Origin of the sequence: Actinomadura mexicana (assembly GCF_900188105.1) — a bacterium.
GTDB lineage: Bacteria > Actinomycetota > Actinomycetes > Streptosporangiales > Streptosporangiaceae > Spirillospora > Spirillospora mexicana.
The window spans coordinates 109,387-129,634 of sequence record NZ_FZNP01000004.1 but is presented as its reverse complement, the minus strand read 5'-3'; the positions used below and the strand labels follow the sequence as shown (position 1 = coordinate 129,634).

The window sequence follows — 20,248 nt, the reverse complement described above, 5'->3', positions numbered from 1 at the left end:
GGGCACAACGAATGGACATCCGGGGCAAGGCGGCACTCGTCACCGGGGCGGCGTCCGGCCTCGGCCGGGCGACCGCGCGGGAGCTGGTCACCGCCGGAGCGCACGTCGTCCTCCTCGACCTGGAGAGCAGCGACGGCGAGCGCCTCGCCGAGGAGCTCGGCGCGGGTGCCGAGGGGCGGGTGCGGTTCGCCGCGGCCGACGTGACCGACGCCGGCCAGGTCGCCGCGGCCGTCAAGGCCGCGACCGAGCTCGGCGAGCTGCGCGCGCTCGTGCACTGCGCCGGCCGGGGCGGGCCCGTCCGGGTGGTCGAGAAGGACGGCACGCCGGGCTCCATGGAGCAGTTCCAGGGCGTGATCCAGACCAACCTGGTCGGGACGTTCAACGTGCTGCGCCACGCGGCCGCCGCGATGGTCGCCCTCGACGACCTGCCCGACGGCGAGCGCGGCGCGTGCGTGCTCACCGCCTCGGTCGCGGCATGGGAGGGGCAGATCGGCCAGCTGCCGTACGCCGCGTCCAAGGCCGGTGTGGTCGGCATGACGCTCGTCGCCGCCCGCGACCTGGCCCGCAACCACGTCCGCGTCAACACGATCGCGCCGGGCCTGTTCGACACCCCGATCCTCTCCCGCGTGCCGGAGCAGCTCCGGGACCGCCTGGCCGCCTCGATCCCGCACCCGGCGCGCCTGGGCGACCCCGCGGAATTCGCGTCCCTGGCCGCCCACATCCTCGCCAACCCCATGCTCAACGGCGAAACGATCCGGCTCGACGGCGCCATCCGGATGTCCCCGCGATGACGTCGGCCGAGCCCTCGCTCCCTCCCTCTGAAAGGCAGCCCTCCATGAGCGTCGACACCACGACTCCCGCAGGCGGACCCCCGACGGGGGACGGCCCGGCAGGGCAGGAGCCGATGTTCGATGTCGCCCGCGACGTCTGGGACCCGGCCTTGCTCGACCCGGAGCCGACGTACGACGGCATGTGGGCGGAGCTCACGCCGCACCAGCGCGAAATCCGGGAACGGGCCCGCGAGGTGGCCGTCCGCGAACTGCGCCCGATGGCCGGCCACTGGGACGAGACCGAGGAGTTCCCGCGCAAGACGTTCGAGGCCGTCCTCGAAGCCGGGCTCGTCGGGCTCACGGTCCCGAAGCAGTACGGCGGCCAGGGCGAGAGCCTGTTCGAAGGATGCATCGCGGTGGAGGAGCTGGCGCGCGCCTGCCTGAGCACCGCGATGTCCGTCCAGCCGTTCCTGAACGGTCCGTGGCGCGCGATCCACGTGCTCGGTACCGAGGAGATGAAGGACCGGCTGCTCCCGGGTGTCGCCGCCGGCACGAACCACTTCGCGATCGCCATGAGCGAGCCGGCCGCCGGCAGTGCCGGCACCGACCTTCGGGCCACCCTGACCCCGGACGGCGACGGGTTCCGGCTGACCGGCACCAAGTGCTGGATCACCGGCGGCCACGTCGCCGACACCATCATCGTCTTCGCCCGCCTGGCCGGCACCGCCGGCCCCTACGGCATCGGCGCCGTGGTGCTCACCGGGCGGCCCGACGGGGTGGGCGAGTTCCACATCGACCCGAAGATGGGGATCCGGGGCGTCGCCGAGTGCCTGGTGCACTTCGACAACGTGCGCATCGACCCGGAGGACGTCCTGGTCATGCCCGAGGAGCACTCCAAGAAGGGCACCGGCATCCTCGTCAACCAGTTCAACCCCGAGCGGTGCGGCAACGCCGCCATGTGCACGGGCCTCGGCCAGGCCGCCCTGGACGCGAGCGTCGGCCACCTCAACGCCCGCCGGCAGTTCGGCCGCCCGCTCGCGGAGTTCCAGGGCCTCCAGTGGAAGATCGCCGACATGGCGCTGGACGTGCACGTGTCGCGCATGCTGCTGTGGCGGGCCGCCCGCAGCGGGGGCGGCGGCTTCCCCGACCAGACGGCGACGCTCATGGCCAAGCTGCACAGCAGCGAGATGGTGCAGCGGGTCACCAACACGGCCATCGGCGTCCACGGCGCGCGCGGCTACTCGCGCCGCTGGCCGGTGGAGCGCTACTTCCGCGACGGGCGCGGCCTCACCATGGGCGGCGGGACGCCCGAAGTGATGCGCAACGTGCTCGGCGCCCAGGTGCTCGGCGTCAGCGGCAGCCAGCGGAGGAAGTGACGTGGCTCTGCGACCCCAGCTGGACCGGACGGTCTACGGCGACGAGCACCGGGACTTCGCCGACATGGTCGGAGCCTTCCTGCGCGCTGACGTGGCACCCCGCGTCGCCGAGTTCGAGGCCGCGGGGATGGTGCACCGGGACGTCTACCGGGCCGCCGGGAAGCTCGGCCTGGTCGGCCTGCAGATCCCGGAGGAGTACGGCGGCGGCGGGCAGGACGGCTTCCTCTTCAACTGCGTCGTGACCGAGCAGGTCGCCTACGAGCGCGTCACCCTCGGCTCCCTGCGCGTGCACACCGACGTCGTCACCCCGTACATCCTGTCCCTCGCGACCGACGAGCAGGGACGCCGCTGGCTCCCGGGGATGGCGAGCGGCGAGCTGATGACGTCGATCGCCATGACCGAGCCGGGCACGGGCTCCGACCTGGCCGGCATGCGCACGACGCTGCGCCGGGACGGGTCCGACTGGATCCTCAACGGGGCGAAGACCTTCATCACCGGCGGCGCGCAGTCGGACCTGGTCCTCGTGGTCGCCCGCTCCTCGTCGTCCGCGGACGACCGCCGTGCCGGGCTGACGATCGTCGCGGTCGAGGCGGGCATGCCGGGCTTCAGCCGCGGCGCCAAGCTCGACAAGCTCGGCCTCAAGGCGCAGGACACGACCGAGCTCTTCTTCGACGACGTGCGCATACCCGCGGCCAACGTGCTCGGTGAGGAGGGCCGGGCGTTCCGCTACCTGTCCTCCCACCTGGCCCAGGAGCGGCTGTCCATCGCGGTCAACTCGCAGGCCCAGGCCGTCACGGCGCTGGACCTGACCTGCGACTACGTGCGCGAGCGGGAGGTGTTCGGGCAGCGGCTCGGCGGGTTCCAGAACACCAGGTTCGTCCTCGCCGAGCAGGCGGCGCAGATCGCGGCCGGCCAGGCGCTGGTCGACCAGGCCATGGCCCGGCACGAGCGTCGCGAGCTCGCGCCTCCGGCGGCGGCCCAGGTCAAGCTCTTCTGCACCGAGCTGCACGGCCGTGTGGCCGATGCCTGCCTGCAGTTGCACGGCGGCTACGGCTACGTCTGGGAGCAGGACATCTGCCGGATGTACGCCGACGCGCGGGTCGCCCGCATATACGGCGGCACCAGCGAGGTCATGAAGGGCATCATCGCCCGGACGCTCCAGCTGACCTGACCCGGCGAGGGCGGCCGCGTGAAAGCCCCTGCGCACCATCCTCGAAGGGCGCGGCAGGGGTTTCGTGCGCTGCCTGTTCGTATGTGCCCGTTCGTATGTGCCCGTTCGTATGTTGCCCGGTCAGACTTCCCGGACGACGGCCGGACGGCCGAGGCGGGTGCTCATGGCCTCCGCCTCCTGCAGCACGCCGGCGACGACCCGGTCGCGGATCTCTTCGGCGCGTGCGGTCGGGATGGACATGCCGAGGGCGCCCACGACGTCTCCGGTGGCGTCGAAGACGGGTGCGGCGCACCCCCACAGGTCGGGCCAGCGCACACCGGGGCCGGCCGCGTAGCCGCGCCGCCGGATCTCGGCCAGCATGGTCACGACCTGCTCGCGGTCGCGGGGATCGCCGCTCTCGGCCTGCTCGGCGAGGGCCCGCTCGACGGACGGCTCGTCGAGCTGTGCCAGCACGGCATGGCCGGTGGTGACAGCGAGGAGCCGGTACCGCTGACCGAGGCGCACGTGCGCCCGGACCGGCTTGATCGGCTCGGAGTGGGCCGCGTAGGTCACCGCGCCCTGCTCGTAGACGGCGTAGACCGATGTCTCGTCCAGCTCGGCGGTCAGCCGGTCGGTGTGCTCGCGGGAGATGGCCGAGAGGCCCACCGAGGTGTTGACCGCGCAGCCGAGCCGCCAGACCAGCATCGTCCCGCGCCAGGTCCGGTCGGCCTGCTGCACGACGTAGCCTTCGTCCGCCATCAGGCGCAGGATCCGCAGCAGGGTCGGCGGCGCCAGCTCGGTGCGCTCGCTGAGCACCTTGAGAGTCTCCGGACCGTGGTCGCAGACCGTCTCGAGCACCCGCAGCGTCCGTGCGATCGAACCCTCGGCCACCGCTCGGCCTCCTGAATCGACGGGACGGTTCCACTGGAGCCTACCGCAGTTTTGCTCAGTCGAATTTTGTGCAGGTCAGGCGGTGAGTGCGGCCGCGACCCGTGCGCGGTGGTGGGCGGCCGTGCCCAGCAGCAGGGCGCCGGCGGTGCAGCGCTTGAAGTAGTGGTGGAGGTCGTGCTCCCAGGTGAAGCCGATGCCGCCGTGCAACTGCAGGGCGCCGCCGGCGACCTCCTCGGCCGCCTCCGTCGTCCAGGCCATCGCGGTCGCGGCGACGAGGGCGCGATCGCCGGCGCCGGACTCGAGCGCATCGGCCAGTTCGAGCACCATCGAACGGATGGACTCGACCTGGATCAGCATGCTCGCGCACCGGTGTTTGACGGCCTGCCGGGCGGCGATCGGCATTCCGAACTGGACCCGCCGGCCGGCGTATTCGACGGTGGTGTCGAGCAGCCAGGTCGCCAGTCCCAGCATCGTCGCGCCGTGCAGGGCCAGCGCGAGCAGCCGCGCCTCCTCGACAACGGATGCCAGGGCGTCGCCACCGGCCGGGAGCAGGGTGGCGGGGGAGCCGTCGCAGACCACCCGGACGAGCGGCTGGGTCGCGTCGAGGTTCTCCAGCGGCTCGACGGTGGTGTCGCTCGTCCGCACCAGCGCGAGCCGGCGACCGTCCGGCGCCTGGACGGGCGCCACGACGACGTCGGCGATGTCCCCGTCCGGCACGAAGGGAAGGGTGTCGTGGACCAGTCCGTCACGGTACTCGAGCGCGGGCGCGGACCAGGTGCCGTCCTCGGCCAGCAGCCCGTACGTGGCCAGGCCGGTGACCTCGCCGCCGGCCGGCCCGATGAGGGCGCCCGCGACCGAAGCGCTCAGGAACGGCAGGGGAGCGGCGGTTCGGCCCAGCGCCTCGGCGACCAGGCACGCGGTGAGCACGTCACCCGCCTCGGCCGGTTCGAGCAGCCCGTTGGCCATCAGCTCGGCCCAGAGCCCCGCGTCGAACTTCCGGGGCCCTGGCGCGTGCCGCATGGGCCCTAGCGGATCGCGCTTGCGGAGCAGGGCACCGACGCTCTCGGCGAAATCCGTCTGCTCGGTGGACGCCAGCCTCATGCGTTCCCTCCCTGGGAGCCCGTGAACTCGCGCCAGGAGACGGTCTTGCTCGGGTCCGCTCCGCGCGGCATGCCGAGGGCGCGCTCGGCGATCTGGTCGCGGAGCACCTCCGAGGCGCCGCCGGCGATGGTCTTCGGTTGCACGCGCAGGAAGGCCCAGGCGTCGTACGCGCGGGCGCGGTCGCCGGGGGCGTGCGCGACCGCGCCGAGGCCGGCGCCGCCGAGGATGCCGCGCTGCAGGCGCTTGGTGTGCTCGGCCTGCAGGACCTTGTTGTACGGCGTGCCGTTCGCCACCGGAGGCAGGCCTTCCGCACGATGCAGGGCGTTGCGCCGGTTGTTCAGCGCGATCGCCTGGGACTCGACGTACAGGCGCACGATCGCGTCGGCCTGGACGGGGTCGGCCGCCGCCAGGCGTTCGGCGACGAGTTCGTCGACGGTGCGGCCGACGACGGAGCCGGGGGTGGCGGCGCCCGCTCCCGAGCCGGCCGCGCGCTCGAGCTGGAGCACCGCGCGCACGACGTCCCAGCCCTGGCCGGTCGCGCCGAGGCGGTACCGGTCGGGCACCACGACGTCGTCGAGGGTGACCTCGAAGAACTCCGCGTCGCCGGTCATCTGCAGGATCGGCCTGACCTGGACGCCGGGCGTCGAAAGGTCCACGAGGAAGCAGGTCAGGCCGGCGTGCTTGGGGACGTCGATGTCGGTGCGGGCGACCGCGAGGCCCCAGCGGGCCCGGTCGGCGCGGCTGGTCCAGATCTTGCGGCCGGTGAGGTGCCAACCGTCGCCGTCGCGGCGGGCGCGGGTGCGGACCGAGGCCAGGTCGGAACCGGCCTCCGGCTCGCTGAAGAGCTGGCACCAGAGAACGTCGTTGCGGGCGATCGGGGGGAGCAGCTCGGCGGCGACGTCGTCGCCCGCGAACTTCAGGATCGCGGGTCCGACCCAGCCGGTGCCGATGGCGCTCTCCACCGTGCCCACCCGCCAGCGGGCGAGGGTGCGGCGGACGTCGACCGTCTCGTCGGCGGACAGCGCGCGTCCGCCCAGGTGGGCCGGCCACTCCGGGACGAGCCAGCCGTCCGCCGCGACCGTACGGACGAGATCGGCGGTCAGGCCGGCGTCGAGGCCGGCGAGGTGGTCGGCCAGGCCGTCGCGGTCGCCGGCGTCGACCAGCTCGGTCCAGCGCGCGGGCAGCACCCGCCGCAGCAGCTCCTCCAGCTGCAGCGCGGCGCTCATCGCACGACCCTGGCGTCGAGGGCGACGATCCGGCCGTCGACCACGCCGATCGGGTTGCACTCGACGAGCGCGGCACCGGTGCGGTCGGCGAGGTCGGCGAGGGCGAACGCCGCCGCGGCGAGCCCCGCCGCCAGCCCGTCGTACCGTCCCGGCACCCGGTCGAACAGCTCGGCCGCGAGCCGCCGGGCGAAGTGCTCGGCGCCGAGGGCCGCCGGCATGGCGACCGTCCGGTCCAGCAGCTCGACATGGGCGCCGCCGAGGCCCGCCGAGACGACCAGTCCCCACTGGGGGTCACGCCGGACGCCGGTGAACAGCTCCATCGAGGCGCGGAGCTGGCGCGCCACGATGAGCGGGACACCGCTCGCGAGGAGCTCGGCGGCGGCTTCGCGGGCGGTGGCCGCGGTGACGTCGAGCCGGACCCCGCCGGCGCGCGCCTTGTGGACGCCGGCCGCGACGTCGGACTTGAGGACGACGGGCCAGCCGAGGTGCTCGCCGTGGGCGAGCACCTCGGCGGCCGTGGTCGCGGCGTCCCAGTCCGCCACCTCGACGCCGACGCCGGCGACGAGCCGGAGGCTTTCGGACGCGGTCGGGTCAGAGCCGAGGGAACCGGGGCCGGCGGCGGCCGGGCGGAGCACGGCGATACCGCTCGACCTCGGCGGCGCGCAGGACGCGAGGACGCGGCACGCCGAGTCGAGATCGGGGAGGACGACCTCGCCGGCCTCGATGCGCGGCCGGACGGTGGCCGGCTCCCGGTCGAGCGTGGCGACGACCGTAGGCGGTGCGGCGCCCGCGCGGGCGCCCGCGGCGGCGGCCTGGTTCTCGCGGGCGATCACGAGGACGAGGTCGACCTCGCCGCTCTCGCGCAGCGTCGCGCAGACCTTATCGAGGGTCGTGTCGTCGCCGATCGCCTGCGCGGTCACGTCGACGGGGTTGCGCGGCGAGGCGATGTCCGGCAGGTGCGCCATCAAGCGCTCCCGCAGCCCGGCGGTGAGCACCGGGACCTCCAGGCCGGCGCCGCTGAGCAGATCGGCGGCCACGACGCCGGCGCCGCCGGAGCCCGTCACGATGCCGGTGCGGCGCCCGGCCGCGCGGCCCATCAGGGACAGGCCCAGCCCGGCGAGCACGAGCTCGCGGTCGGAGCCGACGAGCGCGGCGCCGTACGCCTCGAACAGCTCGCGGGTCACCGCGGTGTCCGTGCTCACCGCCGCGGTGTGGGAGGCGGCCGCGGTGGATCCGGCCTCGGAGAGGCCGCCGAGCAGGCACACCACCGGCACGCCGCGGGCCGCCGCGTCGGCCAACAGGGACTGGAGCGTTCCAGCGTCGCGGATGCCCTCCAGGTAGAGCAGCAGGACCCTGGGCTCGGCCGCGACGAGCACGCCACGGGCCAGGGTGCAGGCGTCCAGATGGGTCTCGTTGCCGCTGCCGATGAAGCCGTCGAGGTGGAAGCCGTACCGGGCGGCGGCCGTGACGACGCGGGCGCCGAAGGCGCCGCTCTGGGAGACGAGGAAGGCGCCGCTCCCGTGCCGGCAGTCGACGAGGCCGTCGAAGGCCTGGGCGAAGGTCAGCACCGCGCGGTCGGGTGCGTGGTAGAGCCCAACGGTGTTCGGGCCCAGGACGATGGTGCCCCGGGTGGTGGTCAGCGAGCCGCCGCCGGCCTCCTCGAAGCCGGAGGCGAACACGACGGCGAACTTCGCGCGCCCGTCGATCCGGTCGAGGACTTCCTGTGTTGCTGCGGCCGGCACGCAGAGCAGCGCGACGTCCACGTCCCGGTCGAGACCGTCCCGGGGGGCGGGCGTCAGCAGCTCGCCGCCGAACCGCGCCCTGCGCAGGTGCCGCAGGGTGCGGGCGCCGAGGCCCGTCTCCTTCGACGTCCCGCCGATGACGGCGACGGTGGCGGGAGAGAGCAGGGGACGCAGGTCGGGAACCTGGAGATCGGGCTTGTCCACCACGTCCGCCCTCATCGCAGCTCGGCCGGGATGCGGGTGTGCTTGGTGGTGCCCCACTCGGGCGCGCGCTTCTCCTTGAAGGCCGCGATGCCGCGCAGGGTCTCGCCGCAGCTGCGGATCCAGGTCAGGACGCGGCGCTCGCGGTTGTACGCCGCGACCCGGTCGGTCGACTCCAGGAACTCGTACATGAGCCGCTTGGTCGCGGTCATCGACACCGGCGCGCAGCGCTGGGCCATGTCGGTCGCGAGGTCCACGGCGACCTTGAGCACGTCCTGCGGCGCGGCGATGTGGGTCGCCAGGCCGCGGCGCTCGAACTCGGTGCCGTCGACCGTCCGGCCGGTCAGCAGCAGGTCCATCGCGACGCCGAAGCCCGCCAGCCGGGGCAGGAGCCAGGTCGAGCCGCGGTCGGGCATGATGCCGACCCGGTTGAACGAGAACGCCAGCCGGGCCGAGTCGGCCACCACACGGATGTCGGCCTGCATCGCCCAGGTGAGGCTCACGCCGATGGCGTCACCATTGATGGCCGCGATGATCGGCGTGCCCAGGTTCCACGGCGCCTTCTCCGGCTCGGTCAGGGTCTCGACGCCGTGGGTCTTCTCGTCGCGCCAGTTCATGTCGAGGTCCGCGCCTACGCCGAAGTGCTCGCCGCGCCCGCTCACCACGACGACCGCCACCTCCGGGTCGGCGTCGAAGGCGACCAGCGCCTCCTGGAGTTGGAGGGCCATCAGCGGGGTGTAGGAGTTGCGGCGGTCCGGGCGGTCCAGGAAGACCAGGCCGACGCGGCCCTGCCGCTCGACGGTGACGTGACGATCGGTCATGGGTTCTCCGGTGTTCTGCAAGCGTACGGCCCTGTAGGGGTGTCTCGGCTCCTACTGTCGCGCCCCGGGAGGCATATGCGCAAAGACCTCTCGTTCGCAGGTCCCATCGATGCGTCCTATGTCTCGCTAGGGTGGGCGGCCATGGACCTCCGGACGCTGCGCTACTTCGTCGCGGTCGTCGACGAGGGCGGCATCACCCAGGCGGCACGCGTCCTGTTCGTGAGCCAGCCGTCGCTCTCCCTGGCGATGCGCCGGCTTGAGGACGAGCTCGGCGTCCGGCTCTTCGACCGGTCCGGGCGGCGCGCCCGTCCCACCGCCGACGGCGCGCGGCTGCTCGGCCTGGCGCGCCAGGTGATCGCCGAGGCCGACGGTGCCAGGGAACGGGTCCGGCAGGTGGCCGGCCTGGAGGTCGGCAGGCTGGTCGTCGCGACGTCGACGACGCTCGCGGTGCACCCCCTGACCCCGATCGTCGCGGCGCTCCGCGGGCGGCATCCCGGACTCGAGATCCACGTCCGGGACGCGGGCACCGCGGCCGGAACCTTCGATCTGGTGCGCTCGGGCGAGGCCGAACTGGGCATGGCCGACGTCATGCCCCCGGACGCGGGGTGGGGCCGGTGCGACCTCGGGGCCGAGGAGATCGTGCTGGTCGCGAGCCCGGAATTCGCCGCGGGGCTGGCGGAGCCGGTCACGCGCGCACGGGTCGCGGACCTCGACCTCGGGGTGGTCCCCTCGGATCTTGATTCCGCGAGCGCCACCGCGACGGCTGTGGCGTCGATGGCGGGCCGGGTCCGGGCCCAGTGCGCCCACCGGGCGATGTTGTGGGAGCTGGTCAGGGACGGCGCGGTCGCGACATTCGTCGGCCGGGACACGGCGGAGGCCGTCATGCCCTGGGCGTCGCTCCGCTCGCTCGACCCGCCGCTGTGGCGGGACGCCCACCTGGTCTGGCGCGAGCAGGCGCTGTCACCCGCCGGCGCCGCCCTCGTCGAACTCGCCCGCGGCCGCGAGGAACCCCCGGGCGACCGGTGAGAGGCGGGCCGGGTCGAAGACCAGCCCGACCGACTGGGTGAACGGCGGGTCCAGCGGCCGCACGTGCGCGCCCGCGGCGGCCGCGTCCACGGCGAGCCGCGGGCCGACGATCGTGGCGCCCACCCCGGCCAGCATCAGCGAGGTGCGGGCCTCCCGCTGATCGGCGACCACGGCGGCCGACAGGGGAGTCCGGGCGGTGGCCCGCTCAAGGGAGGAGTTGCGGCCCGCCGCGACGAGCACCGTCGGCACGGCGGACAGCTCCCGCATCGTCACCGCGCCTTCCGGGACGGCTTCGGAGCGCGGCGGGAAGGCGACCCGCAGCCCCCACGAGCCGATCGGCAGCACCGTCAGCGCGCCGGCCACCGGCGGGGACACGGGCAGCCGGGTGCAGACGATCTCCGCGGTGCCGCCGGTCAGGACGTCGGCCACCGCGTCCTCGCGGTCGAGGTCGTGCACCCGGACCGCGCGTCCCGGCGCGGCGCCGAGCCACGCCGAGACGAGCGAGGAGAACGGGCCGCTGACCACGGGCGACAGGGCCGCGAGCTCCAGCCGGCCGCCCCGGCCGGCCGCGGCCAGGGTCTCCCCGGCCTGCCCGCAGTCGCGCAGGATCCGGCGCGCCGGCCCGACCAGGGCGTGGCCCGCCGGCGTCGGCGACATCCCGCGTCCGACGCGGTGGAACAGCTGCGCCGCGAGCTCCTGCTCCAGGGCGCGGATCGCGGCCGAGACCGTCGACTGCCGGACGCCGAGCCGTGCGGCGGCGGCCGTCGCGCTGCCGGTGTCGCGGACGCTCAGGAAGGCCCGCAGCTGGTGGAGCTCCACGCCGGCAGCCTAGCGCCGGGGCTCAGCTGCCGGTCCAGGCCGCCGGCCGCTTCTCGGCGAAGGCGCGGGCGCCCTCCCGCGCGTCGTTGGAGGCGAACACCTCGTCGACGTACGGCTGCTGGCGGGCGAAGCGCTCCTCGTGCGGCCAGGCGCGGGACTCGACGATGATCCGCTTGCTCGCGGCGACCGCCATCGGCCCGTTGGCGGCGATCCTGCGGGCGAGGGCGAGGGCGGCGTCGAGTGCCCCTCCCGTGCCGGTCAGCGTGCCGACCAGGCCGAGGGCGTGCAGCCGCTCGGCACCCACCGGGTCCCCGGTCAGCGCCAGCTCCATGGCGACGACCTCGGGCAGCCTGTCCGGCAGGCGGTGCAGGCCACCCGCCGCGGCGACCAGGCCGCGCTTCACCTCGGGGATGCCGAACCGTGCGGTCGACGCCGCGACGACCAGGTCGCAGGCGAGCACGAGCTCGAAGCCGCCGGCCAGCGCCCATCCTTCCACGGCGGCGATGAGCGGCTTGCGCGGCGGCGCCGCCGTCACTCCACCGAAGCCGCGTCCCGGGATGCTCGGCCGCTCGCCGCGGAGGAAGCCCTTGAGATCCATGCCCGCGCAGAAGCTGCCCCCGCTGCCGGTGATCACGGCGAGGCGCAGGGCCGGGTCGTCGTCGAGCCGGTCGAGGGCGGCCGCGATGAGCCGGGCCATGTTCCAGGTCATCGCGTTCTTCGCCTGCGGCCGGTTGAGGGTGATGACCAGCACGCCCTCCCGGTCCTCGACGAGCACCTCGGGTGCTTCGCGCTCCTCGGCCGTCGCGGCGGAGGGCGCGGTTTCGTGGGCGTCGCTCACGGGGGTCTCCTCCGAGGTGAATGCGGCCGAATGTCGGCACGAGCCTTGACAGACCAGTGATCGTGGTCACAGGATTGCACACAGTGGAATAAAGTTCCACTGAAAGAAATGATCGATGAGCAAGGAGATGGGCCACGATGCGTCGAGTTCCTGCGCGTTCGGTGACCACTGCCGCTGCGACGGTGCTGGCGCTGTCGGGCGCCTTGGCCGCCTGCGCCGACCCCCGGAGCGGCGACGGCGGGGCGGACGAGAAGTCCGCGGCGCAGATCTGCCCGACCGCCGACACCAAGGGCACGATCAAGATCGGCATGAGCTCCTCGCTCGCCGTGTTCGCGCCGCTCCTGCTCGGCGTCGAGACCAAGGCGTTCGCGCAGGCCGGCGTCGACGTCAAGATCGAGAAGATCCCGAGCGCCGAATCGCTGCCGCTGGTCGCCCGCGGTCAGCTCGACGCGCAGATGACCTCGCTGAGCTCGTCCCACTTCAACACGCTGAACGACGGCGTCAACGTCCGCTGGATCGTTCCAATGGACAAGCAGCAGGAGATCCCGGCCGGTACCCCGGTGCCCGGCTACTGGTCCCGCAAGGACATCGTCGGCAGTGCCACCTCCCCCGACCTCGCCAAGCTCAAGGGCGCCGCCGTCAGCACCCCCACCGGCGGCACCGGCGTGAGCGGCCTGATCCTCGACAACGCCCTGAGCAAGGTGGGGCTGGGCGTCAAGGACGTCAAGCTCGCCCAGCCGCTGGTCGGCCCTGACGCGCTCAACGCACTCGCGAACGGTGCGGTCAAGGCCGCCTGGATCTCCGCTCCTCTCGAGGTCGAGGCCGCCAAGAATCCCGATCTCGTCCCGATCGCGGGCTACCCGCCGGGTGTGACCGGCACCGCCATCATGGCCGGCCGGACGCTCCTGAACCGGCCCGAGCTCGCCGTCAAGTTCACCCAGGTGCTCAGCAAGGTCACCAAGAAGTACCTCGATGGCGACTACCGCAAGAACGCCGAGACGGTGGACCTGCTCGCGACCGCCGAGGAGGTCGACAAGGCCACGATCAAGAACTCGGCCCTCCTCGCCTTCGACCCGTCGTTCTCGATGAAGGGAACGGAGAAGTTCGCGGACGACCTTCAGGCGTTCTCCCTCAAGCGCGGCGAGCTGGAGTACGACAAACCGCTCGACTCCGCGGACCTCATCGACACCCGGTTCACCGAGGCCGCGGCGAGCTGCGACTCCGCCGTCGAATGAGCGAAGGCGTCCACGGCTCCTGTCCGGTGTCCGTGCCGTCGAGCTCGGCGGCATCGGTCCCGTTCGGCACGCCGGCATGCTGCTCGCGTCCCTCGGCGCGGACGTCGTACGGGTCGAGCGATCCGGCGAGCCGGACGCGCGGGCCTGGGACGCCACCCGCCGGCCGTTCTACCGGACCTACCGCTGCGCCGACGGCGGCTGGATGGCCGTAGGGGCCCTCGCCGGCCTTCTACCGGACCATGCCCGAGGGCCTCGGGCTGACCGACGCCTGTGTCACGCCGGTCCTTACGACGGCCGAGGTCTCGCCCCATCCGCATATGGCCGCACTTTCGGTGATGCCGGAACGACCCCAACGGCGTCCTGGCCGCGGCCGCCCCGTGTGAGGTCGGCGCAGAGGCGTCCTACTTGACCGCCTCGATCCCATCTCGCGGTCGACGACGCCCTGCGCCGCGGGCGTGAACCCGCCCAGCCCGCTGCGCCACGGAGCGTCCGCTCTCCAGAAGCCGCCGCACTCGCGGACTCCGCGCGGAAGGCCCTGGTCGGCTCCAGTGCCGAGGTGCGCCTCGGCGACGACCGCGGTGCCATCAGCGAGAGCATGCACCGCCCGGCCGTTCCGCGCTCTGCCGAAGGGCAGGCGATCAGTCCTGCCCCAGCAATCGGTCGACCAGGCCGGCGATGTAGTCCGGGGTGAGCGGGCCCGCGCCGAACAGGACGCGGATGTACATCGGGGCCATGATGTGGTCGAGCACGCCCAGTACGTCGGGCGGATTCTCGCCGCGTTCGCCGGCGCGGTCGAGCATGGCCTGCACGAACCGGGTGCGTTCGGCGAGAAAGTCGTCACGCGCCCGCAGACCCCGTTCGCCCCTGTTCGACAGGGCGACGGTCAGGCGCAGCACCGCCAGGCCGTCGGGTCCCATGATCTCGCGCGCCACCTGGGCCGCGTAGGCGTGCAGGTCACCGGCCAGGCTCCCGGTGTCGGGCATCGGCGACTGCGCGTTCAGGCGCGTGAGCACCACGTCGGTGAGCAGGGCCTCTAGGGTGCCCCACCGGCGGTAGACGCTGGTGTCGGCCACGCCCGCGCGGGCCGCGACGTCACCGACCGTGAACTCGCCGTAGCCGCGCTCGCCGACCAGATCCGTGACGGCCCGGTGCACCGCCGTCCGGACACGGGCGCTGCGCCCGCCGGGCCGCCGGACCGGCCGTCGTTCCTCCATGCCCCCACCTTAGCGCAGCTCGCAGTTGCGTTAACGGCCCTCACTGTCTAGGGTCCTAAAGCAGTAGCAAGCTGCTTTAGGAGGAGCGATGAAGTCTGCACCGCCGGTGGCCGTGCCGAACCGGGCGGCGTTGCTCACGGTGACCTGCCTGGGGCAGTTCATGGTGCTGCTCGACAACACGATCGTCGGTGCGGCGCTGCCCGACATGCAGGAGCGGCTGCACACCCAGTTGACCGGGCTGCAATGGATCGTCGACGCCTATGTGCTGCTGGTCGCCATGCTGTTGCTGTCCGGCGGCGTCTTCGCCGACCGCTTCGGCCGCAAGAGGATGTTCCTGGCCGGCGTCGTGGTGTTCACCGCCGCGTCCGTCCTGTGCTCCGCCGCACCCTCGATCGGCTGGCTGATCGTCGGGCGGGTGCTGCAGGGCGTCGGGGCCGCGGCGCTGAGCCCCGCCTCGCTGACCCTGCTCGCCGCCGCGTATCCGGTTCCGCAGGAGCGGGTCAGGGCGATCGGGCTGTGGGCCGGATTCAGCGGAATCGGTCTGGCCGCCGGACCATTGGCCGGCGGCGTTCTGGTGGAGGCCTTCGGCTGGCCCGCCATCTTCCTCGTCAACGTGCCCGTCGGCGCGGTCCTGCTGGTCGCCGGCCTGCGCGCGCTGGGGGAGTCCCGCAACCCGAGCGCGCCGGCGATCGACGTCCCGGGAACGGTCCTGTCCGTCCTGGGCGTGGGGGCGCTCACCTACGGGCTGATCGAGGGCGGCTCCCGTGGCTGGACCTCGCCTGTGATCCTGAGCAGCTTCGCCGCCGCGGCCGTGATCCTCGCCGTCTTCGTGGTCGTCGAAGGGCGGGTTTCGGCACCGATGCTGCCACTGCGACTCTTCCGGCAACGCCTGTTCACGGTCTCCAACACGGCGATGATCGTGGTCGGTTTCGCGCTCATGGGCTCGTCGTTCTTCTTCTCCCAGTTCTTCGTCTACGTCCAGGGCAGCTCGATCCTGCGAGCGGGGGTGCAGACCCTGCCCGCCACGCTCGCGATGGTCGTCATCAGCCCGTTCGCGGGCCGGTTCGCCGCCCGGTACGGCTTCCGGATCATGGTCACCATCGGCCTGACGCTGGCCGGGCTGGGACTGCTGGCCCTGGGCTTCGTGCACGCCGGCACCGGCTACACGAACGTGTGGTGGCGGCTGGCGGTGGTCGGCATCGGTTTCGCCCTGACCATGTCCCCGCTGACCGGCGCCGCCATCCAGTCGGTGAGCCCGCAGGAGGGCGGCCTGGCGTCGGGCGTCAGCAGCACCACCCGGCAGATCGGCGCGGTCCTCGGCGTGGCGGTGCTCGGAGCCGTCGTCCGCACCCGGGAGTCCGGTGGCGCCTCCTTCGAGGAGGGGCTCGACAGCGCCTTCGTCGTGGCCGGCGTCGTCACCTTGGCCACCGCCGTGTTCACGGGCCTGTGGCTGATCAGGAGCACCGAGTCCTCACGGCCGGCGAACCCAGCTCTGCGCGTTCACGAGAACACCACGAGTCACTGACGCGGCCAGGTGGCGCGCAGCATCCGTCCTGAGCCGGTGGTCGGAGTGGCAACGGGTCGCGGAGTCGCTGCGGACGCCGGGCGGGGCTCCGACGGCGGGATGAATGACGGCCGTGGGCGCCAGCTTCGACGCTCACGGCGGTGCCTGTGCACACGTTCTCCGTCCAGAATTCCGGGTTGCTGCCCCGACCCTTGCGTTGTTCACCGACCCGCGTCCGACCCGTGTCCGGCATCGCCGTAGGCGGCGGGGGATCCGCCTCCACGCTCGGCTCAGATCCGCACAGTTGGCTCAAAGACAACGAGCTATGTGGCACGCGAACTTCAGGCGACGTTGGGGCGGTCGGGTGTGGTCGCCTCCCTCTGTGCGGAGGTGGCGGACCGGAAAATCATGGTCCCGCCTGACTGGACCGCAGCCCTTGCGTTTAGGGACTTTTGTTGAGTCTTTGCAGGTGGGCCGGGTCTTTGGGACGTGCTTGACGAAATATGGGGCCGCTTGAGCCTGTTGTGGGTGTGTGACCGACGGGAAAGCCCGTCCGAAGCGTCCGACCAGATCATTTAGGGCGCATCGAGTCCCTGATCATCAGGACGGCCGATCAAGGCACGTCCGCCGCCGAGTCCGCAGAGCGCCGATCACGGCCGAGCGGAGCCGGGGACCCACCGAAACACCGGGGTGAATCCGCACCCCCGCCGTGCGCGGGGCCGCGGTAGGGCCACTTCCATGCCCGAACCCGACAGCTAACCCGGTAGGCGGACTGGAAGAACTCAGGAGAACCTTCGTATGACCGCTCGTACCTTTGACCTGACCAAGCGCGTGGGCACCCGCGTCGCTGCCGGCGCCGTCCTCTCCCTGGCAGGTGCATTCGGCTTCGCCTCCCTGGCCCCGTCCGCCCAGGCGGACACCAAGCCCGCGAACGTCGCGCACGTCGCCGCCGTGTCCAAGGCCGATGCCAACGGCGCCAAGGCCGGCGCCTCCGCGCAGGACGTCATCAAGCTCGCGCGCACGCAGGTCGGCACCCACGAGAACGCCTCGGGCAACAGCAAGTTCAACAACTGGTACGTCAGCTCGTCGCTGGGCGAGCAGAACGCCCACCGCATCGGCGCCGAGAGCGCCTCGGTCTACAAGAACCAGTCTTGGTGCGACATGTTCGTGTCCTGGCTGGGCCAGCACACCGGCACCATGGGCATGGGCGCCGACGCCTACACCGTCAGCCATGCCAAGTGGTTCAAGAAGACCGGCCGCTTCGGCGAGACCCCGAAGCCCGGCGCCGTGGTCTTCTTCGCCTGGAACGGCGGCGGCATCAAGGGTGTCGACCATGTCGGCATCGTCGTGAAGGACAACCACGACGGCACCATCAACACCATCGAGGGCAACACCGGTGACGCGGTGAAGAAGAAGGTCCGCGACACCTCCACCGTCGCCGGCTACGGCTACCCCGAATACCGGTGAGCCGGGGCCGCTCGGCGGCCCCTTGCCCCGCACCGTCCAGTGGTGCTCCCCCCTTCTCCATCCGCGCGATCACACCCACGTCGCGGGCACGCCCACGCGCCGTGCGCCGGATCCGTCATGCCCGAACGGCGAGCCCCTCACGGCCGAAGGCGTGACCCGGCGCCCGGACCACCCGAGCAAAGGATGAGCATGCAGCAGCGAGTCATCGCCCTGATCGGTACCGCCTTCGCGGGCATGCTGGTCGCGGGCGTGGCGGTCGAGACCTCCCATGGAGCCCCGGCGGACAACCCGATGGCGCACAAGGTCACCGGGCAGCAGGTCACCGGACAGCAGGTGACCGGGCAGCAGGTCACCGGGCAGCACCACGCGAAGGCCACCCGCCATACCACCGGCAAGGTCGCTCCGAAGAGCCACACCGTCCTGTCGGGCAGCACCACCGCGTCCTACTTCTGGGACGACGGCTCGGGCGTCAACGGCGACACCGGCGCCCCGGCGGGCGGCAAGCCGATGCAGAAGGGCCTGTTCGCCAGCCCGAGCTGGCCCATGCACACCAAGGTGAAGGTCACCTACAAGGGGCACAGCGTCACCGGCTTCGTCGGGGACCGCGGGCCGGGCGAGCCGTCGCACCGCGGCGTCATGCTCGACCTCGACACCTACACCTTCCGCCACCTGGTGGACGGCAAGAAGCCGAGCAGCAAGTACGACACGGGCACCTCGACGGGCCACCTGAAGGGCGTCAAGTACGAGGTCCTGTCCTGGGGCCACGGCGCCGGCAAGAAGGGCGCCCCGAAGCCCCTCGGTTGACCGAGCCCGACCAGGTGATCCGCCTGGCCGTCCCCGAGCCCCATCACAGACCCCGCTCCCGTCCTCGGACGAGAGCGGGGTCCGTCACGTTTCGGGACAGGAAGCGCAGGCGGCGACGCAGCGCCGTCGTCTCGGGTGAGGCCGCCCCTCGCCTTCTTGCGCGGCGCGGCCGCCGATCGGGGAGCGCTGCGCGAGGGTGTCGACCCCGACCTTCTCGTCCGGATCCTTGTGGCCCAGTTCTGGGGCATGAGCCTGCTGGCCAAGACGGGCCCGGTCGGACGCGTCGAAGATTCCTCGGGGCGCGGCACCAGGTGATCGTCGCCAACTGCGGAAGTGCGCATGACCATGGCCGTGGACTGGTGATAGAGGGTTCCCCAGGGTCCGGACGGCGGCCGCGCGGCTTCGCCAGGCGTCGTCGCCGGGGGAGCGGACAGCTCCAATCGTGTGACCGGTATCGCGATAGCGGTGAGTTGGTGTGGGTGCCGGGGCGGGACGCGAAGGGGTGGCTGGCGAAGTCGACGGTGTGACGGTCGGCGGGAGAACGGCCCGGCGGGTAAGGGCCCTGGACCAGGGACCTGCGGCGGGCGGTTTCAGCTGGTGAGGAGGGCGATGGCGCGGTCGAGGGTGGCGGCGATGTGGATGTGCCGGTCCAGGCCGGTGCGGCGCAGGATCTGATGGCACATGTCCGGAGGCCGGGCGAGGACCAGGTCCCCGCCGCGGGCGCGGACGGCGTTGCGGATCGCCACCAGCGCGCCCAGCCCCGCGGCGTCGCAGAAGGTCACCCCGTCCAGGTCCAGGACCAGCCGGGGCGCTGAGACCGGCACCGCCGCCGAGATCACCCACTCGCGCAGCAGCCCCGCGGTGGCCGAATCGATCTCCCCGGCGACACCCGCCACCAGCACACCGTCGCCCGGCTGGGCCTGGCAGTGCACGCTCAACCGCTCTTCGGGCGTGGACGGCGGCCGCCCACCGGTGTCGTCGATCACACCGATCACCTCCGCCGCTGGGGTATGGGGCGGTACCCGGCTCCCGCATGCCGAAAACGCAGTAGGCCAGTGACGGACAGACCGCTTTCCCGCCGACGCCGACCACGGCGGCGGTAGCTACGGCGGTGGGCACCAGAACCCACGGGCCCAGCCTCACCCAGCCGGAATGCCCGCGGCCGGTCAGAGCCGAGGTGCCCCCGGTAGCACCGACAACCTCGATCTCGCAGCCGCCCATCCGGCGACCTCCGGCCGCCCCGGATCGGACTGGGCAGCGGCCTGTCGTCCGGGATGCCGCAAAGGGACCGCAGGTCGTCGAGGAACTCATCGGCGAACGGCTCCTCGATGGCGATCGCCGTCATGACCGCGTCGGTCGGCGACCGGCGCTGACAGTCGCGGTGGGCCCGAGGTGACTGGCCCGGAAGGCGCGGCGAGACCGCACGGGCCCGCGTCCGCCGAAATCCCCGAACCCGTGCTCGCTGGGACGGCATCCAGATCCGGGTGGCCGCTAATAGCAGAAATCAGGTCTGGCGCTCGAAAACGCCTTCATCTGGCTCAACGATAAAACCAGGAAGCGTGGTTGGCGATTGGTTCTCTGGAAGAGCGTTGAGGCCCAGTTCGCCGCAGACCAGAAGCCTCGCTTCACCTCGGCGCAGGTCCGTGGCCTCATCCGCCGGCTTGAGGTGGAGGAGGTAGTGCGGGAAAAGGGATCTTTGCGACAAATGGCGCGGTTTTCTCAAAGGGCGTTGCTCACCACAAGTTGTTCTGCCACCCTTTTGCGTGGTCGCCGTGCCTGAGGACCTCTCTCGCAAAGGTTTGCGCGTGGCTGTGCCGTGCGTCGATGCAGGTGCAGGCCCCTGAACGCCTCCAGGAGCCGCCTCGCCGGGCGCGGACGCAACAACCGGAAGGACGACCCGGAACATGAAGCGGGGCCGTGGCGACACGGACATGTCAGTGAGCATGCGATGCCGCGGTGACCGAACGTGAGCCGGTGGAGGCGCAGGGCGGTCGCGTCCCGGCCGACGCAGTCACCTCCCGCGCCACAGACGCGGCCCGGGATGCAGCCTCAGCAGGTGCAGC

The 20,248-nt window shown here is 72.4% G+C and carries 19 protein-coding genes and 1 riboswitch; of the genes, 10 read left to right on the top strand and 9 right to left on the bottom strand.

The window, feature by feature from the left end; genetic code table 11:
* Positions 1-11 precede the first annotated feature (11 nt).
* Genes CHC11_RS12015 through CHC11_RS12005 form a run of 3 tightly spaced genes read left to right on the top strand, consistent with a single transcriptional unit; the run spans position 12 to position 3,317 of the window.
* The gene (locus tag CHC11_RS12015; RefSeq protein ID WP_089311776.1) at positions 12-791 is read left to right on the top strand and encodes an SDR family NAD(P)-dependent oxidoreductase; all 780 of its coding nucleotides are present in this window, start codon (positions 12-14) and stop codon (positions 789-791) included.
* Positions 792-835: 44 nt separating this feature from the next.
* A complete protein-coding gene (locus CHC11_RS12010; protein WP_218826038.1) occupies positions 836-2,146 on the top strand; it encodes an acyl-CoA dehydrogenase family protein in 1,311 nt (436 codons plus the stop codon).
* 1 nt (position 2,147) lies between these two features.
* Positions 2,148-3,317 (top strand): acyl-CoA dehydrogenase family protein, encoded by a 1,170-nt coding sequence (locus tag CHC11_RS12005; RefSeq protein WP_281258307.1) that lies wholly within the window; start codon positions 2,148-2,150, stop codon positions 3,315-3,317.
* 120 nt (positions 3,318-3,437) lie between these two features.
* Here CHC11_RS12005 and CHC11_RS12000 read toward each other — a convergent pair whose 3' ends face one another.
* From CHC11_RS12000 to CHC11_RS11980, 5 genes are all read right to left on the bottom strand, one after another.
* Positions 3,438-4,187 (bottom strand): IclR family transcriptional regulator, encoded by a 750-nt coding sequence (locus CHC11_RS12000; RefSeq protein ID WP_089311775.1) that lies wholly within the window; start codon positions 4,185-4,187, stop codon positions 3,438-3,440.
* Between the two features lie 75 nt (positions 4,188-4,262).
* Positions 4,263-5,288 carry an acyl-CoA dehydrogenase family protein gene (locus tag CHC11_RS41255; RefSeq protein WP_089311774.1) on the bottom strand — a complete coding sequence of 342 codons (1,026 nt, stop codon included), beginning with the start codon at positions 5,286-5,288 and terminating at the stop codon, positions 4,263-4,265.
* Entirely contained in the window at positions 5,285-6,514 is a 1,230-nt protein-coding gene (locus CHC11_RS11990; protein WP_089311773.1) for an acyl-CoA dehydrogenase family protein, read from the bottom strand. The genes CHC11_RS41255 and CHC11_RS11990 overlap by 4 nt, the downstream gene beginning before the upstream one ends.
* Positions 6,511-8,475, bottom strand: a complete 1,965-nt coding sequence (locus CHC11_RS11985) for an acetate--CoA ligase family protein (protein WP_089311772.1) — start codon at positions 8,473-8,475, stop codon at positions 6,511-6,513. The genes CHC11_RS11990 and CHC11_RS11985 overlap by 4 nt, the downstream gene beginning before the upstream one ends.
* Positions 8,472-9,278, bottom strand: a complete 807-nt coding sequence (locus CHC11_RS11980) for an enoyl-CoA hydratase/isomerase family protein (protein WP_089311771.1) — start codon at positions 9,276-9,278, stop codon at positions 8,472-8,474. The genes CHC11_RS11985 and CHC11_RS11980 overlap by 4 nt, the downstream gene beginning before the upstream one ends.
* 141 nt (positions 9,279-9,419) lie before the next feature.
* Between CHC11_RS11980 and CHC11_RS11975 the strand changes: the two genes are divergently transcribed.
* Positions 9,420-10,304 (top strand): LysR family transcriptional regulator, encoded by an 885-nt coding sequence (locus CHC11_RS11975; RefSeq protein ID WP_179278806.1) that lies wholly within the window; start codon positions 9,420-9,422, stop codon positions 10,302-10,304.
* On the opposite strand, the gene CHC11_RS11970 is transcribed toward CHC11_RS11975, so the two are convergent.
* Together CHC11_RS11970 and CHC11_RS11965 are read right to left on the bottom strand one after the other, a co-directional pair.
* Complete coding sequence (locus CHC11_RS11970) at positions 10,239-11,123, bottom strand: LysR family transcriptional regulator (RefSeq protein ID WP_089311769.1); 885 nt, start codon at positions 11,121-11,123, stop codon at positions 10,239-10,241. The genes CHC11_RS11975 and CHC11_RS11970 overlap by 66 nt on opposite strands.
* A 22-nt stretch (positions 11,124-11,145) precedes the next feature.
* Entirely contained in the window at positions 11,146-11,961 is an 816-nt protein-coding gene (locus tag CHC11_RS11965) for a crotonase/enoyl-CoA hydratase family protein (RefSeq protein ID WP_089311768.1), read from the bottom strand.
* Positions 11,962-12,122: 161 nt separating this feature from the next.
* On the opposite strand from CHC11_RS11965, the gene CHC11_RS11960 reads away from it, so the two are divergent.
* Both CHC11_RS11960 and CHC11_RS43835 read left to right on the top strand, forming a co-directional pair.
* Complete coding sequence (locus CHC11_RS11960; protein ID WP_089311767.1) at positions 12,123-13,196, top strand: ABC transporter substrate-binding protein; 1,074 nt, start codon at positions 12,123-12,125, stop codon at positions 13,194-13,196.
* Between the two features lie 19 nt (positions 13,197-13,215).
* A complete protein-coding gene (locus tag CHC11_RS43835; RefSeq protein WP_218826076.1) occupies positions 13,216-13,605 on the top strand; it encodes a CoA transferase in 390 nt (129 codons plus the stop codon).
* A gap of 229 nt (positions 13,606-13,834) precedes the next feature.
* Here CHC11_RS43835 and CHC11_RS11950 read toward each other — a convergent pair whose 3' ends face one another.
* Positions 13,835-14,410 (bottom strand): TetR/AcrR family transcriptional regulator, encoded by a 576-nt coding sequence (locus CHC11_RS11950; RefSeq protein ID WP_089311766.1) that lies wholly within the window; start codon positions 14,408-14,410, stop codon positions 13,835-13,837.
* An 88-nt stretch (positions 14,411-14,498) separates the two neighbouring features.
* Here CHC11_RS11950 and CHC11_RS11945 point away from each other — a divergent pair, with 88 nt between their 5' ends.
* The 4 genes from CHC11_RS11945 to CHC11_RS11930 all read left to right on the top strand — a co-directional run bounded on the left by CHC11_RS11945 (position 14,499) and on the right by CHC11_RS11930 (position 18,500).
* Entirely contained in the window at positions 14,499-15,935 is a 1,437-nt protein-coding gene (locus CHC11_RS11945) for an MFS transporter (RefSeq protein ID WP_089311765.1), read from the top strand.
* Between the two features lie 613 nt (positions 15,936-16,548).
* Positions 16,549-16,698, top strand: a riboswitch (cyclic di-AMP (ydaO/yuaA leader).
* A gap of 14 nt (positions 16,699-16,712) precedes the next feature.
* Positions 16,713-17,381 (top strand): CHAP domain-containing protein, encoded by a 669-nt coding sequence (locus tag CHC11_RS11940; protein WP_089311764.1) that lies wholly within the window; start codon positions 16,713-16,715, stop codon positions 17,379-17,381.
* A gap of 189 nt (positions 17,382-17,570) precedes the next feature.
* A complete protein-coding gene (locus CHC11_RS11935) occupies positions 17,571-18,185 on the top strand; it encodes a hypothetical protein (RefSeq protein WP_245919117.1) in 615 nt (204 codons plus the stop codon).
* A gap of 135 nt (positions 18,186-18,320) precedes the next feature.
* Positions 18,321-18,500, top strand: a complete 180-nt coding sequence (locus CHC11_RS11930) for a hypothetical protein (protein ID WP_089311762.1) — start codon at positions 18,321-18,323, stop codon at positions 18,498-18,500.
* Positions 18,501-18,775: 275 nt separating this feature from the next.
* Here CHC11_RS11930 and CHC11_RS11925 read toward each other — a convergent pair whose 3' ends face one another.
* Complete coding sequence (locus CHC11_RS11925; RefSeq protein WP_179278805.1) at positions 18,776-19,171, bottom strand: STAS domain-containing protein; 396 nt, start codon at positions 19,169-19,171, stop codon at positions 18,776-18,778.
* Positions 19,172-20,248: the final 1,077 nt, after the last annotated feature.

Coding starts and splice junctions, on each gene's coding strand:
- CHC11_RS12015 (WP_089311776.1), top strand. CDS start 12: ATGGACATCCGGGGCAAGGCGGCACTCGTCACCGGGGCGGCGTCCGGC.
- CHC11_RS12010 (WP_218826038.1), top strand. CDS start 836: ATGAGCGTCGACACCACGACTCCCGCAGGCGGACCCCCGACGGGGGAC.
- CHC11_RS41255 (WP_089311774.1), bottom strand. CDS start 5,288: ATGAGGCTGGCGTCCACCGAGCAGACGGATTTCGCCGAGAGCGTCGGT.
- CHC11_RS11990 (WP_089311773.1), bottom strand. CDS start 6,514: ATGAGCGCCGCGCTGCAGCTGGAGGAGCTGCTGCGGCGGGTGCTGCCC.
- CHC11_RS11985 (WP_089311772.1), bottom strand. CDS start 8,475: ATGAGGGCGGACGTGGTGGACAAGCCCGATCTCCAGGTTCCCGACCTG.
- CHC11_RS11980 (WP_089311771.1), bottom strand. CDS start 9,278: ATGACCGATCGTCACGTCACCGTCGAGCGGCAGGGCCGCGTCGGCCTG.
- CHC11_RS11975 (WP_179278806.1), top strand. CDS start 9,420: ATGGACCTCCGGACGCTGCGCTACTTCGTCGCGGTCGTCGACGAGGGC.
- CHC11_RS11950 (WP_089311766.1), bottom strand. CDS start 14,410: ATGGAGGAACGACGGCCGGTCCGGCGGCCCGGCGGGCGCAGCGCCCGT.
- CHC11_RS11945 (WP_089311765.1), top strand. CDS start 14,499: ATGAAGTCTGCACCGCCGGTGGCCGTGCCGAACCGGGCGGCGTTGCTC.
- CHC11_RS11940 (WP_089311764.1), top strand. CDS start 16,713: ATGACCGCTCGTACCTTTGACCTGACCAAGCGCGTGGGCACCCGCGTC.
- CHC11_RS11935 (WP_245919117.1), top strand. CDS start 17,571: ATGCAGCAGCGAGTCATCGCCCTGATCGGTACCGCCTTCGCGGGCATG.